Source organism: Microbacterium sp. A94 (genome assembly GCF_051842855.1).
In the GTDB taxonomy this organism is placed as follows: domain Bacteria; phylum Actinomycetota; class Actinomycetes; order Actinomycetales; family Microbacteriaceae; genus Microbacterium.
This window is the reverse complement of record NZ_JBPXMU010000005.1, coordinates 1-11,753: the sequence shown is the minus strand read 5'-3', so window position 1 is coordinate 11,753 and position 11,753 is coordinate 1. Positions and strand designations below refer to the sequence as shown.

Sequence of the window (11,753 nt, the reverse complement as noted above, 5' to 3'; positions counted from 1 at the left end):
GATGGCTCTACGGGAGGTTCGTCTCGATCCAGGATTGGATTGCCGTGCGGATGAGTTCAGCGTTGGCCTGACCGCCGTAGGTAGCGGCGAACCGTGGGTCAGTGACGTAGAGGTGAGAAAGTCCGGTGTACGCGTCCCTGTCGGGCTTTCGCCCGTTCCAGTACTCCGTGACCCATTTGTAGTGGCCTCCGACCAAAGTCTGAAATACATCCGACGTCGGGTCCACGTTCGACTCGGCCGCCTCGCGAAGCGCAGCGTTCACGTCCAAGCTGCGTTCATCGTCAGCCCGACGCGCTTCGTCCGTCATCTGGTCGCGGCGCTTCGCACTGCGTTCCCAGGCGTCATCGCCCCAGCGCTGTCGTACTTCGGTTTCGTACTGGCTCTGATCGACGCCAGCAAACACCTCTTCGATGCTCATATGTTGGCCTTTCTGTACCGCGTTCAATGTCTGCCTCACGACGGTGATCTGTTGGTTGGTTCGTTCTCTGCGCTCTTCGAGGAGCGCGAGGTGCGATTGGATCGTCTCAGCGAGCGACTTGTCGTCGTCGAGGGCGATTTGGATCGTGGCAAGCGGCAATTCGAGTGCCCGCAGAGAGAGGATCCTGTACAGCCGAGACAGCTCTGCTTCGCCGTAGAACCGATAGCCGTTGCTCGCCACCCGTGAAGGGTGGAGCAAGCCGATCTGCTCATAGTGTCGAAGGGTTCGGCTGGTGAGCCCAGTTGCCCGGGCCACTTCCTTGATCGGCCATTCCTGCACAGCTATTCCCTCCTATTGCCGGGGCGTTGAGCCGAACGAAAAGCCGTCGGGAAGGTCGAAGTCGCCGGAAATCTGATCACTCGCCCAAACCTGCGCCTGAGCCTGATCGGCCGCGCGTGGCGCGGTCAGGGTCACGGTGTTGCCATCTGCGTCAGAGAAAGACACATCTGTCGTGAACCAGGGTGTGTTGAGCGGACCGGAGACCCCAGCACCCGCCGTTCGCAGGCTGTCGGCAACTCTGTCTAGGTCGACGTCACCGGCAGCAAATGACGCCGACGTTGTGCCGCCTCCCGGAGCGCCTTGTGTCATCAAGATGTCCTGATACTTCTCGCGTCGCAGGTGAACCAGCGAGGGGATGCCGCCGGGCCCGGGGATCGTCGCGAGAGTCACGAACCCCGCTTGGGCGTATAGTGCTTCCGCCGCAGCAAGGTCGCTGACTACGAGGTTGATGAACATGGGCATGGGGTAGATCGAACGGTCGATGATCGGTCCTGTTTTCTCTGTCATATTCACAACCATTCCAGTTGACGTTACGGCAGAGTCAAGCCGGATGGGCGAACCGATGCAGTGTGGGAATCTTATGCATTGCCGATTCGGCTCAGAAGCAGTGCCAAGGTGGTTTGCTCTTGTCTGCTCAGCGACGACAGGATGGCTCGTTCGGTTCTAATATGGTCCGGCAGCGCCTTCTCGATCACTTCCTTCCCCGAGTCGGTAAGTGCAACGAGCGTGCCGCGGCCGTCGTCTGGGTTTGCCTCGCGCGCCACGAGCCCGCGGGCCTCCAGCTTGTTCAATCGCTGCGCTACCGCGCTCGTGGAGATCATTGATTCCCGCGCGAGTTCTGCCGGGGTAAGCCTGTAAGGGGGGCCGTTGCGCAGCAGCGTGGCCAGCACATCGAAGGACGACGCATCTAGGCCGTGTTGGGCGAAGGTGTCGGCCAGTCGGGATTCGATAGCCAGAGCCGCGCGGCTCAAGCGGCCAATGACGGCCATCGGTGAGGCATCGAGCTCGGGCTTTTCCGTTCGCCACTGTTCAAGAATGCGCTCTACCTGATCTGTCATAAGTTGAGCCTAGGCTTTTGCTAAGCGCTTAGCTACACTAGCTAAGTGCTTAGCAATCGAGGTTTCCTGGTCTTGACCACTGCCCTTGCGCCAATCCTGTGGGGGACTACTTACCTGACGACAACCATGTTTCTGCCCGAGGGTCGCCCGCTACTTGCAGCAACGCTGCGCGCACTTCCCGCTGGCCTGTTGCTCCTGGCCGTCTGTCGCGAGTTGCCGAGGGGCGCATGGTGGTGGAAGTCCTGGGTGCTCGGGGTTCTCAATATCGGGGCGTTCTTCGCGTTGCTCTTCATCGCGGCGTACCGATTGCCTGGTGGCGTTGCCGCGATCGTTGGTGGTATCCAACCGCTTGTCGTCGCGGTTCTGGCCAGCAGACTTCTCCACGAACGGTTGACAGCCCGCGTCATAACGGCGGGCCTCATTGGCGTTTTCGGAGTTGGCATGATTACGCTCCAAGCTCAAGCTCGCCTTGATGTTATTGGTGTCCTGGCCGCCCTCGGCGGCACGCTCTCCATGGCCACAGGGATCGTGCTTTCTAAGAGGTGGGGGCAGCCCGCGCCACCGTTGACAACGACCGCATGGCAGCTAGTTACTGGCGGACTCACTCTCCTCGGGGTCATGGTCTTGGCCGAGGGGCTCCCCAACGTCGCGCTAACGCCGTCAAACCTGGGTGGTTACGTCTACCTTTCCCTTGTGGGTACTGCATTTGCATATGTCATGTGGTTTCGAGGCATCTCCAGGCTTCCCGCGAGCACCACTGCATTCCTCGGTCTGCTCAGCCCGGTAATGGCCATAACGCTTGGATGGGCAGTAGCCGGGGAGAGCTTCACTCCGCTGCAGGCGCTCGGAATATTTCTCGTGTTGGGGTCGATCGCTTCCGTGATCATCACCAAGAAGTCGAACCGTCCCGTCCCGCACGAAGAACTCGTCGGGAAAAGTCCCTGATCGTCTTTGCGCAGCGAAGCTGAGATATGAAAAACGGGTCAAGTGCGGAGCGTGATGGATGCGAGATAGCCGAGGCTGTGAGCTCATTCGACGATCGATGCCGATCGCGAGCGTGACGACCATCTCGCATCCCTTTCGTGGGCAGCACGCGCTGACTACGGGCGATGGTGATTGGATCGCTCGTTGCCGTGCTTGTAGTTCCCGGTTACTCGTGCCATCAGTTGCTGGGGGTCACGGCGCTCAACGTCGGCGAGGAACTTTCGCGCGGCAGCGTTGCGGAGCGTTGCCGCGTGTCGCCCGTGGTGACGGATCTCCACCTGGGGACCAACGACGGTGAACTCGAACCCCTCTGCTGCGCCTGCCATCCCAGTCAGCATTCCATACGGTCATCGATGATGACAGGACCGTGTCCGTACTGACAGAACTCTGTCAGTACGGCCGTCGGGGAGGGGAGTCCGAACGAGGCCGACGTTGCGCGAGCAGGGCGGATGCCCGTTCGAGAAATGGTGCCGCCGTGGTGGTGACGGCGAGCCGGGGGGATTCGTCGAGCGGCTTCGGGCCGTAGCTGGATCGTGGCGGGCTATCGGGTTTCGAGGGCGAGGCGGCCAGCGAGCAGGACGTAGGTTGCGGCGAAGGTGCGGCGCAACCACGCCATGACCTTCGGACGGGTGATGACGTGGGTGCGCATCGTGGCCGCGAACACCCCGTACAGGGCGAACACGATGAACGTCAGGGTCATGAATACGAGGCTGAGCCACACCATGTGCCAGGTGCCGTTGGCCGCGCGCGCGGGGACGAACTGGGGCAGGAATGCGAAGAAGAAGATCGTCAGTTTGGGGTTGAGGAGGTTGATGAGCACCGCGGTGCGGATGACCCGCCAGAACGATACCGGAGTGGTGGAGGCGTCGACGTCGATCATTGACTTGTCGCGAAGGGTCTGCCAGGCCAGGTAGAGCAGGTAGGCCACACCGAGCCATTTGATGGTTTGGAACGCGATCGCGGAAGCGTTCAGGATCGTGGCGAGCCCGGTGATTGCGGCGACCATGTGCGGGATGACACCGAGGGTGCAGCCGAACGCGGCGACGATGCCGGCCTTGGTGCCGCGGGAGAGGCCTGCGGCGATGGAGTACACGGCACCGGTGCCGGGGGTGGCGACCACCACGAGCGTGGTCAGCAGGAATGCAATGCTCATCAATCGTCCGTTCAGTCGTTGAGTGTGGCGGCCACGACGACCAGCGCCAGAGCGAATGGGGAGGCGATGTATGACAGCCACGCAGGATGATCGGCGAAATTACCATTGTGAGCCTCCTCTCAAGGTCAACGGCGGCGTCAAATCGCCGATCGCTTCGACGCCCGCGTTCCCCGACGACACCGGGTCAGCCATCCTCTTGGCCGGGGATAGTCCCCCGGCATGCGGGGCCATTATGGGATCCGGCGGAACATGACACGTCAGCCGAGGTCGCGGCGCGCGAAAAGGATCCAGCTGGTGGCGCCGGCGATCACGGTCCAGCCGATGAGCACCGCGATGGCGGCGCCTGGCGTGGTCACCGCCGTGACGCCCGCGACCATTTGTCCGTCCGGAACGAGACCGGCGGCCAGCGATGACGTTGCCCCGACCGGCAACAGCCCTTGCACGGTTTCCAAGAAAGGCACGACCGGCGCGAGTAGGCCGATCGCCAGGGATTCCACGCCCAGCACCCAACCGACCGCGATCGCCACGGCTGCCAGAACGCTTCGGGTGAGACTGCCGATCGCGAAGCCCAGCGCGATGAACGCGGTGGCTGTGAGCCAGACCATAAGCAACGCGACGATGAGATCGCCGACGGGCGGAAACTCCATGCCGCGATCGGCGACGACGGCGACTCCGACGCTGCTGAGCACGCTGGTCAGCAACGTCACGGCCGCGGCCAGCGCCGCGATGAGCGCCACGTTGACCAGTCGCGCCACCAGAAGCGATGCACGGCGCGGGAATCGGGACACGATCGTGCGGATCGTGCCACGTGCGTAGTCCGAAGCGCCCAGGACCGCGCCGAGAATCGCGAACTGGGGCGCACCATACAGCGGCAAAGATGCCAGCGGGTAGTAGGCGGTACCCCGCGGAAGCATCGTCTGCAGGATCTGCTCCTGTTGCTGGGCGGTATACCACTCGGCACCCACCGTGGTGAGGTAGCTCGCCAGGTAGGCGAACACCACAATGCATGCCGCCCACACGCCCAGCGACACCCACACCGCCACGCGGCGCCCGGTGAGTACGACTTCACCGCGAAGCGCGCTGCCGAAGTGGGGCGCTCGCGGGGGTACTGCGACGAGCGTGACAGGCCCTGTGGTCATGACCGACTCCTCGCGGACTGGGTCTGAGTCTGGATGCGGGCGTCGGGCCCAGCCTGTTCAGCGAGTTCGCCCCGGGTCGGTTCGGAGATGAGTCCGAGGAACGCTGTCTCCAGCGACTCCCGAACCTCGACGAGCGCACTGACCTCCACACCCGCGGCGACCAACGCCTTGTTCAGTAGGTGGGGCTCGACCCGGTCGTCGAGCCGAACCTGGATGCGCATCGCCGTCTCCTCGGATGAGGTCAGCCCGAGCTCTTCGGCGACGGCCACAGCGCGGTCGGGTGAGTCCACCTCGACCTTGACCCAGCGTCCCCCGGAAAGTCGACGCCTCAAGTCGTCCACATCTCCCTCCGCGATCAGTCGGCCCTCCGCAAGCACACCGACCCGATCAGCGACGAGCTCGACCTCGCTGAGCAGGTGGCTAGACAGCATCACCGCGCATCCGTCTGCACGCAACTCCTGCACGATCTGACGCATACCCACGATCGACTCCGGATCCAGGCCATTGGTCGGCTCGTCGAGCACGACGATGCGGGGGTCACCCAGCAGTGTGGCCGCGACGCCGAGCCGCTGCTTCATGCCGAGCGAGTACTGCCGGTAGGGGCGGTGCCGATCCGACGTGTTCAGCCCGACCCGGTCGAGTGCATGGTCGGCATCGGAGCGCGGCATCCCCCAGTACTCGCAGAGCAGGGTGAGGTTGCTGTGCCCCGACATCGACGGGTAAAACGCCGGTCCTTCGATGAGCGAACCGAGTGTGCTGCCGTGGACTCGGAAGCTCCCGCTTGTGGGGGATACTAGCCCGGTGAGCATCCGCAGGAGCGTCGTCTTTCCCGCGCCGTTCGGTCCGACCAGACCGTAGACCTCGCCGGGGCGCACCCGCAGTGTCACGCCGTCAACGGCCCGGATCCCGCGCGGGTAGGTCTTGGTGATCGCATCTGCTTCGATCGCCCAAGGGTTCATGTTGTCTCCTTTCCAGAGCTTCAACATATACAAGCCGGTCGACTCGCCCGCGTCACTCCGCGGCGACCGACGCCGCCCACTCGGCGATGTGCGCGGCACTCTCCTCTTCGGAGAGGTCCTCGACGCGTGTCATCACCGACCAGCGGACGCCGAACGGATCTCGGATGCTGGCGAACCGATCGCCCGACACGAACGTCGACGGCTCCTCGCGCACAGCGGCACCGGCCGCCACAGCGCGGGCGGTGACTGCGTCGACGTCGGAAACGTAGATCCCGATCGAGTAGCAGTTCTCATCACCCTCCGGCGCGCGCACGGTCCCGTAGGCCGGACTCGGCTCTCCGATCTGCAGCAGCCCCAGTCCGAAGTCGAGGCCGGCGTGCACGACGAGCCCGTCGAACTCGGTAATATCAGTCACCCGAGCTCCGAAGACGTCACGGTAGAAGTCCAGAGCCACCTTTGCCCCGGCGATCGCGAGGAACGGGGTGAGCGTCGTCGCGACATTTGGGCGGCCGTCAATGGTGTGGGCACCGGTCACCCCGGTGCGGTTGGTCGTTGTCATGACCCCATCGTGTGGGGTGAAGGGCGCCTGCGGCTTGGAGATTCGCGACAACCCGCGCGATGTCGGCCCCACGTTCTACACTGGAGTGCGTGACCGACCCGACCCGCGGGGTGCTGTACCGGGATCGACTTCCACGGTTCACGCGGATGCCGCCACCGGATGCGGCATCCGATCTCGTGGCGTGGTTCTGGATCCCGCAGTGGAACCTGCCCGCAGGAGTCGAGTCGCGCCAGCCGATCCTCTCGTACCCCGCCGCGAATCTGGTCGTCGAGCCGACCGGTGTGACGCTGTGGGGCGCCACCACGCGGGTGTCGGAACGCGTTCTCCGCGGAAGCGGGTGGGCTGTGGGTGCCCTGCTGCGACCAGCGGCATTCGCGCGGCTCTATGACACGCCCAGCACGCTCGTCGACACGTTCACGACGCTCGATGCGCCCGAGGTTCACTGCCTCGTCGCAGCCGCGATGCCCGACGCCGACGCCGCGGTCGCCGCTATGGCGGCCTGGCTCGTCGATCGGGTGGGACCGCCGACCCACGAATCCCGCCTTGCGAACGAGATGGCAGATCTGCTCATGACGGATGCCGCCATGCTGCGCGTGGAAGACGCGGCCGAGCGGCTGCACGTCTCAGTACGCACCCTCCAGCGGCTCGCCCACCGGACCGTGGGAGTATCGCCGGCCGCTGTCATTCGCCGCCGACGGCTGCAGGAGGCGGCGCAGCGCATGCGCGATGACGCCGACGCGTCGCTCGCGAATGTCGCCGCCGAGCTCGGCTACGCCGATCAGGCGCACCTCGCAAACGACTTCCGCGCGGTGCTTGGACTGACCGCATCGGAGTATCGCACCGCTAGTCGTTCGCAATGAGAGAGGATGACATAGCGCTGGGCCTTCGACGCCCGGTCCGAGAAGATGCCGGCATTGGCACCGCCCGAGAACGATGCCAAGTGCTGGGCGCCGCTCTCGCGCGAGCCCGCCACGTGCTGCCATCCCGCATCCCCGAAGAGGGCCGCAAATTTGCGCAGGTCCCAAGCCGACCAGACAAACCGTTCCGTTGACCGGAACCCTTGCGGGGCCGCTCGGGGTGTCCGCAATGGATCGGTGAGCAGCCACAATGGTGTGGTGTCTCTAATCATTCGCCGTGCTGATGCTTCGGATGGCCCCTTTCTCGCCGAGATACTCGTTGCAGCGGCCTTCTGGCGACCTGACGGGCCGAACGGCAGCGTCGCACAGGCTCTGAGCCAGCCGGAGCTCGCGCACTACATCACGGGCTGGCAACGCCCGGATGATCTTGGTGTCATCGCGCTGGACGAACAGCAGCCCATAGGAGCCGCCTGGGTTCGATTGTTGTCCGAGAGTGACCGTGGCTACGGCTTCGTGGACGCCGCCACACCCGAGCTATCGATGGGTGTCGTGCGGGCCTGGCGGGGACGCGGGATCGGATTCCGCTTGCTCGACGCGCTAATTGATGCCGCACGCGAGCAAGGGCTGACGGCGTTAAGCCTGAGCGTGGAGCCGGACAACTACGCGAGGCACCTGTACGAGCGCGTGGGCTTCCGGAAGGTGGACGAGGTGGGCGGGTCACTGACCATGCTTCTGCGACTCCACGAGTCGATTGATGCCGGGTAGTCATTTGCTTGCGTTTGGCCCGTCCCGTTAGCCGTACGTCGAACGCAACAGCACTGCATTGCGGATCGGGCTCGCTGCGTGCTGTGTCCGAGACAAGACGTCAGCGCAGTCATAGACACCCTCGTGCGACGTTCGCCAGCGTGCTCGGAGAATTGCTGCTGACGGCGGGTGTGCATGCCATTCAGGTATATCGACCAGTTGAAGTTGAATGACGCGATCGTTGTCGAGACTCCAGACGGCTGGTACACCTACCGCTTCCCCAACCTTGAGTACGTCAAACCCAGCGAAATCGGCGTACTCCTCGATGTACCCCAAATGCCCGAGATGCAGACCGATGATCGTTACATCACCCTCACTGCGTGTTCTCCATTGGGCTCGCTCGCCGAGCGCATCTGAGTTGGCGCTGGCTCTGGTTGCTCTTGCCGTATCCGACTGTGTGGCTCGCGGTTGTTCTTGTTCGCGGTGTGACAGATGGCTGGGTGCCCTATGGATTCCTTCTCCCAGAACGCGGTATCGGCTCGCTTGTCGGCCACATTGCCGGACTAGTCGCTGCCGTCACCATCGCCGGGACGATCGTTTGGATTGCGAGCAGGCTGCCCGGAATTTGCCTTCAATCACGAGAGCTATCGCCCACGCTTACCAAGATGTGGTGGCCCTTCGCTCCGAAATCCGCGGCCGCACAACGATGCCGCTGATCAGATCATCTCTGCTGCATGCGTCAGATAACCGGGATCCTGCTATGGGCCGTGGCGACGGTAGGCGGGGTGTTCGGCGCAGGGTGGTTAAATCTGACCGGCCTCGGTTGGTCAGGTGGCTTCTTCAAGAGGATCTACTGGGATGAGTCGGAGAGCGGGATCGGGGTTGCCTTTGGGGTTTTCGGTCTGCTGGTTTGGCTGGCGCTTCTAGGCGCTTCGTTCGTGGTCATGCGCGGCGGAGATCCACCGGCGGACTGCGGCCTGAGGCTGTGACCTTGACCCCGTTGGTGGAATACGCGCGCCCCTCTTCCGGTTGGGTTCTGGGGGTGCTCGCCGTGAGTCGTCTGCTGATCGGGTTGAGAGTGTCCTGTGCTGTCTGATGCATGCCGTGAGTGAAGGAGTACCCGCGTGTCCCTACTGATGAGTCCGCTCGATCTTGGCTCCATTACGATCCCTAACCGGATCGTAATGGCACCCCTGACCCGGGCGCGGGCCGGTGACCAGCGTGTCCCCGACGACCTCACGGCCGAGTACTACACGCAGCGAGCCGGAGCGGGTCTGATTATCAGTGAAGCGACCTCCGTCAGCCCGCAGGCAGTCGGCTACTACGGCACGCCGGGTATCTGGAACGACGAGCAGGTCGCCGGGTGGCAGAAGGTCACGCAGGCGGTGCATGCGGCCGGTGGGCGCATAGTCCTCCAGCTGTGGCACGTTGGGCGGATCTCTGATCCGGAACTCCTAGGCGGCGAACTCCCCGTTGCTCCTAGCGCTGTTGCCGCGGCGGGACGGGTTAGTCGCTTGCGTCCCAAGCGGGCGTACACTCAGCCTCGCGCACTTGAGCTCAGAGAGATCCCCGGCATCGTTGAGGATTTCCGCCGCGGGGCGGACAACGCTAAGCGCGCCGGCTTCGACGGTGTGGAGATCCACGCGGCCAACGGGTATTTGATCGACCAGTTTCTGCAGGACAGCACGAACCACCGCTCCGACAGGTACGGGGGCACGGTCGAGAACCGCGCCCGGTTCCTGCTGGAGATCACCGATGCTGTGAAGGAGGTCTGGGGGCCGGATCGCGTGGGTGTGCATTTGCGTCCGCGCGGTGAAGAGCACGATATGGGTGACAGCGATCCCCGTGCTCTGTTCGGTTACGTCGCTGAGGAACTGGGAAAGCGCCGGATCGCCTTCCTGTTCGTCCGCGAGACCGAAGGCTCGGACAGCCTCGTGGGTGATCTTCGCCGACTGTTCGACGGGCCGGTGATCACTAACGAGGAGATGACCGCCGACGATGGCGCGCGCCACATCGAGAGCGGGAGTGCTGACGCGGTGGCATTCGGCCGTGACTACATCGCCACTCCAGACCTCGCAGAGCGTATCGCCGTGGGCGCTGCTCTGAACACGCCGATTCCCTCGACGTTCTACCCGGACAGTGCTAAAGACCCCGCCGTCGGCTACACCGACTACCCCACGATGTCTGACATGTCAGTGACTAACTGAAACATTCTCGCTCAGAAGCCACACGGTTACGGTGCCAGCATAGGCAGTCTGAATGCGCAGCCAGGAGGCCAGACGGAGTTACGCCCGAGGTCTGTCCTAGCGCCACGGCGTGGTCCGCGGGTTCATACGACGAGGATTTCGCTGGAGTCCTCGACGACGCGTGGACCGTGACGTCAGCCGAATCACAGCCAGCGTCTCGCATCCCATGGGTTATGAGCGGTCCCGGGCACCGGGCAGGGGAAGGTTCAAACTCGTCAGACTTGCTTCGAAGGCAGCGTTCCGCGATTTATGGCTGAATCCGAGCTGCAGCACAGGCGAGGGCCGAGTGAAGCAATACATCTCGATCGTGGTTCCGTTGATTTCCCAGACCGAAGATGCCTCGTCGAATTCGCTGGCAGTGATGTCGGCGGGTGGACCATACACAGATCGAAGCCGGGAGAAGATGGAGCGGTATCCGAGGGCCGCACTCTTGTCCTGGCCATTGATTCCCTCGTACAGGAAGAAATTTATCGAAAACAGCTCACCTTTGTGTGACGCCCAAGAGGCATGAAGGACGGGCAAGCCAGTACTGACGAGCTCGCCCCCGTATCCCCGGTGAAAGCCTTCTTGCCCTTCTCCCTGATGGAAGCCCAGCTGACGAAAGTAGCTGCCCTGATCAGCATCCCTGTCCGGCCACCCCAACGTTGTTACCAGTTCGATCAACGCGATAACCGATTCCGGACTGGGTACCAAGGTCGCGTCCGTCATTTCGTCCATGGCAGCACGATACATGTCGGTTCCGCTCACGTACTGGCGGATCTATCGGGATCTGCTCGAAGAAGCGGGGAACGATGACCACCAACGAGAGTGATCAGTGCGACATGCGTGCTCGAAGCGGCAGTCAGTCGCGCAGTCGCTGACGACGATCCCGAAGGAGGGTGGTCGCGTGAGACAAAGCGAGCAAGACCATGGCAGCGAAGGTGAACCAGACACCACCCCCGACTGCACCGAGAAGGAGCAACGCCAAACAGACAATGGCAAAGATGCTTGCGAAGATCAATCCGCCCCAGGCAATCTTAATTCCGCGTTCAGACGTTCGCATCCGTCCACGATGCCATTCCCCCACGCCGACGTCCAGAGCGTCTACGCAGGTGCGCTCTCGACGAGTGCACGAGCGCTCCAAACACGTGCACCGACATGTCTCGTATCGCATGGGTTCTGAGACACCGAGGTTATGAGCGGTCCCGCGCGCCTGCGGCGCGTTTTCTTGAGGACGCGCAGATGCTTGCGCGTCTGGTGCCTTGTCGGGATGGCTGGTTCAGCGGACCCTGGAGATACGGGGTGGTGGTCGCGGCGT

General features: G+C 63.3%; 14 protein-coding genes. 5 read left to right on the top strand and 9 right to left on the bottom strand.

The window, feature by feature from the left end; all coding sequences use genetic code 11:
• Positions 1–7: 7 nt before the first annotated feature.
• The 3 genes from ACSU1L_RS13045 to ACSU1L_RS13035 all read right to left on the bottom strand — a co-directional run bounded on the left by ACSU1L_RS13045 (position 8) and on the right by ACSU1L_RS13035 (position 1,815).
• Entirely contained in the window at positions 8–733 is a 726-nt protein-coding gene (locus ACSU1L_RS13045) for a MerR family transcriptional regulator (protein WP_439256238.1), read from the bottom strand.
• 36 nt (positions 734–769) lie between these two features.
• Complete coding sequence (locus ACSU1L_RS13040) at positions 770–1,264, bottom strand: VOC family protein (RefSeq protein WP_438253238.1); 495 nt, start codon at positions 1,262–1,264, stop codon at positions 770–772.
• Between the two features lie 71 nt (positions 1,265–1,335).
• Positions 1,336–1,815, bottom strand: a complete 480-nt coding sequence (locus tag ACSU1L_RS13035; protein ID WP_439256086.1) for a MarR family winged helix-turn-helix transcriptional regulator — start codon at positions 1,813–1,815, stop codon at positions 1,336–1,338.
• 45 nt (positions 1,816–1,860) lie between these two features.
• Between ACSU1L_RS13035 and ACSU1L_RS13030 the strand changes: the two genes are divergently transcribed.
• Positions 1,861–2,760, top strand: a complete 900-nt coding sequence (locus ACSU1L_RS13030; protein WP_438253240.1) for a DMT family transporter — start codon at positions 1,861–1,863, stop codon at positions 2,758–2,760.
• Positions 2,761–2,915: 155 nt separating this feature from the next.
• Here the strand turns inward: ACSU1L_RS13030 and ACSU1L_RS13025 are convergent, their stop codons facing one another.
• The 5 genes from ACSU1L_RS13025 to ACSU1L_RS13005 all read right to left on the bottom strand — a co-directional run bounded on the left by ACSU1L_RS13025 (position 2,916) and on the right by ACSU1L_RS13005 (position 6,609).
• Entirely contained in the window at positions 2,916–3,125 is a 210-nt protein-coding gene (locus ACSU1L_RS13025) for a hypothetical protein (RefSeq protein ID WP_438253241.1), read from the bottom strand.
• Between the two features lie 215 nt (positions 3,126–3,340).
• Positions 3,341–3,952: a LysE family translocator gene (locus ACSU1L_RS13020; RefSeq protein ID WP_438253242.1), complete on the bottom strand. Its 612-nt coding sequence runs from the start codon at positions 3,950–3,952 to the stop codon at positions 3,341–3,343.
• Positions 3,953–4,209: 257 nt separating this feature from the next.
• The gene (locus ACSU1L_RS13015) at positions 4,210–5,091 is read right to left on the bottom strand and encodes a hypothetical protein (protein ID WP_438253243.1); all 882 of its coding nucleotides are present in this window, start codon (positions 5,089–5,091) and stop codon (positions 4,210–4,212) included.
• Positions 5,088–6,050 (bottom strand): ATP-binding cassette domain-containing protein, encoded by a 963-nt coding sequence (locus ACSU1L_RS13010; RefSeq protein WP_438253244.1) that lies wholly within the window; start codon positions 6,048–6,050, stop codon positions 5,088–5,090. The genes ACSU1L_RS13015 and ACSU1L_RS13010 overlap by 4 nt, the downstream gene beginning before the upstream one ends.
• Positions 6,051–6,102: 52 nt before the next feature.
• Positions 6,103–6,609, bottom strand: a complete 507-nt coding sequence (locus tag ACSU1L_RS13005; protein ID WP_438253245.1) for a VOC family protein — start codon at positions 6,607–6,609, stop codon at positions 6,103–6,105.
• Between the two features lie 89 nt (positions 6,610–6,698).
• On the opposite strand from ACSU1L_RS13005, the gene ACSU1L_RS13000 reads away from it, so the two are divergent.
• The 4 genes from ACSU1L_RS13000 to ACSU1L_RS12985 all read left to right on the top strand — a co-directional run bounded on the left by ACSU1L_RS13000 (position 6,699) and on the right by ACSU1L_RS12985 (position 10,417).
• Entirely contained in the window at positions 6,699–7,469 is a 771-nt protein-coding gene (locus ACSU1L_RS13000) for a helix-turn-helix domain-containing protein (protein ID WP_439256085.1), read from the top strand.
• A 255-nt stretch (positions 7,470–7,724) separates the two neighbouring features.
• Entirely contained in the window at positions 7,725–8,231 is a 507-nt protein-coding gene (locus ACSU1L_RS12995) for a GNAT family N-acetyltransferase (RefSeq protein WP_439256084.1), read from the top strand.
• Positions 8,232–8,405: 174 nt separating this feature from the next.
• A complete protein-coding gene (locus tag ACSU1L_RS12990) occupies positions 8,406–8,627 on the top strand; it encodes a sortase domain-containing protein (protein ID WP_439256083.1) in 222 nt (73 codons plus the stop codon).
• A gap of 719 nt (positions 8,628–9,346) precedes the next feature.
• Positions 9,347–10,417, top strand: coding sequence for an alkene reductase (locus tag ACSU1L_RS12985; protein ID WP_438253689.1), 1,071 nt, complete (start codon positions 9,347–9,349; stop codon positions 10,415–10,417).
• A gap of 210 nt (positions 10,418–10,627) precedes the next feature.
• Here ACSU1L_RS12985 and ACSU1L_RS12980 read toward each other — a convergent pair whose 3' ends face one another.
• Positions 10,628–11,173 carry a hypothetical protein gene (locus ACSU1L_RS12980; protein ID WP_439256082.1) on the bottom strand — a complete coding sequence of 182 codons (546 nt, stop codon included), beginning with the start codon at positions 11,171–11,173 and terminating at the stop codon, positions 10,628–10,630.
• Positions 11,174–11,753 lie beyond the last annotated feature (580 nt).

Excerpts from the sequence above, each read along its gene's own strand:
- ACSU1L_RS12980 (WP_439256082.1), bottom strand. The coding sequence starts at position 11,173 with ATGGACGAAATGACGGACGCGACCTTGGTACCCAGTCCGGAATCGGTT.
- ACSU1L_RS13015 (WP_438253243.1), bottom strand. The coding sequence starts at position 5,091 with ATGACCACAGGGCCTGTCACGCTCGTCGCAGTACCCCCGCGAGCGCCC.
- ACSU1L_RS13025 (WP_438253241.1), bottom strand. The coding sequence starts at position 3,125 with ATGGCAGGCGCAGCAGAGGGGTTCGAGTTCACCGTCGTTGGTCCCCAG.
- ACSU1L_RS12990 (WP_439256083.1), top strand. The coding sequence starts at position 8,406 with ATGCCATTCAGGTATATCGACCAGTTGAAGTTGAATGACGCGATCGTT.
- ACSU1L_RS13005 (WP_438253245.1), bottom strand. The coding sequence starts at position 6,609 with ATGACAACGACCAACCGCACCGGGGTGACCGGTGCCCACACCATTGAC.
- ACSU1L_RS13040 (WP_438253238.1), bottom strand. The coding sequence starts at position 1,264 with ATGACAGAGAAAACAGGACCGATCATCGACCGTTCGATCTACCCCATG.
- ACSU1L_RS12985 (WP_438253689.1), top strand. The coding sequence starts at position 9,347 with ATGAGTCCGCTCGATCTTGGCTCCATTACGATCCCTAACCGGATCGTA.
- ACSU1L_RS13035 (WP_439256086.1), bottom strand. The coding sequence starts at position 1,815 with ATGACAGATCAGGTAGAGCGCATTCTTGAACAGTGGCGAACGGAAAAG.
- ACSU1L_RS13010 (WP_438253244.1), bottom strand. The coding sequence starts at position 6,050 with ATGAACCCTTGGGCGATCGAAGCAGATGCGATCACCAAGACCTACCCG.
- ACSU1L_RS13020 (WP_438253242.1), bottom strand. The coding sequence starts at position 3,952 with ATGAGCATTGCATTCCTGCTGACCACGCTCGTGGTGGTCGCCACCCCC.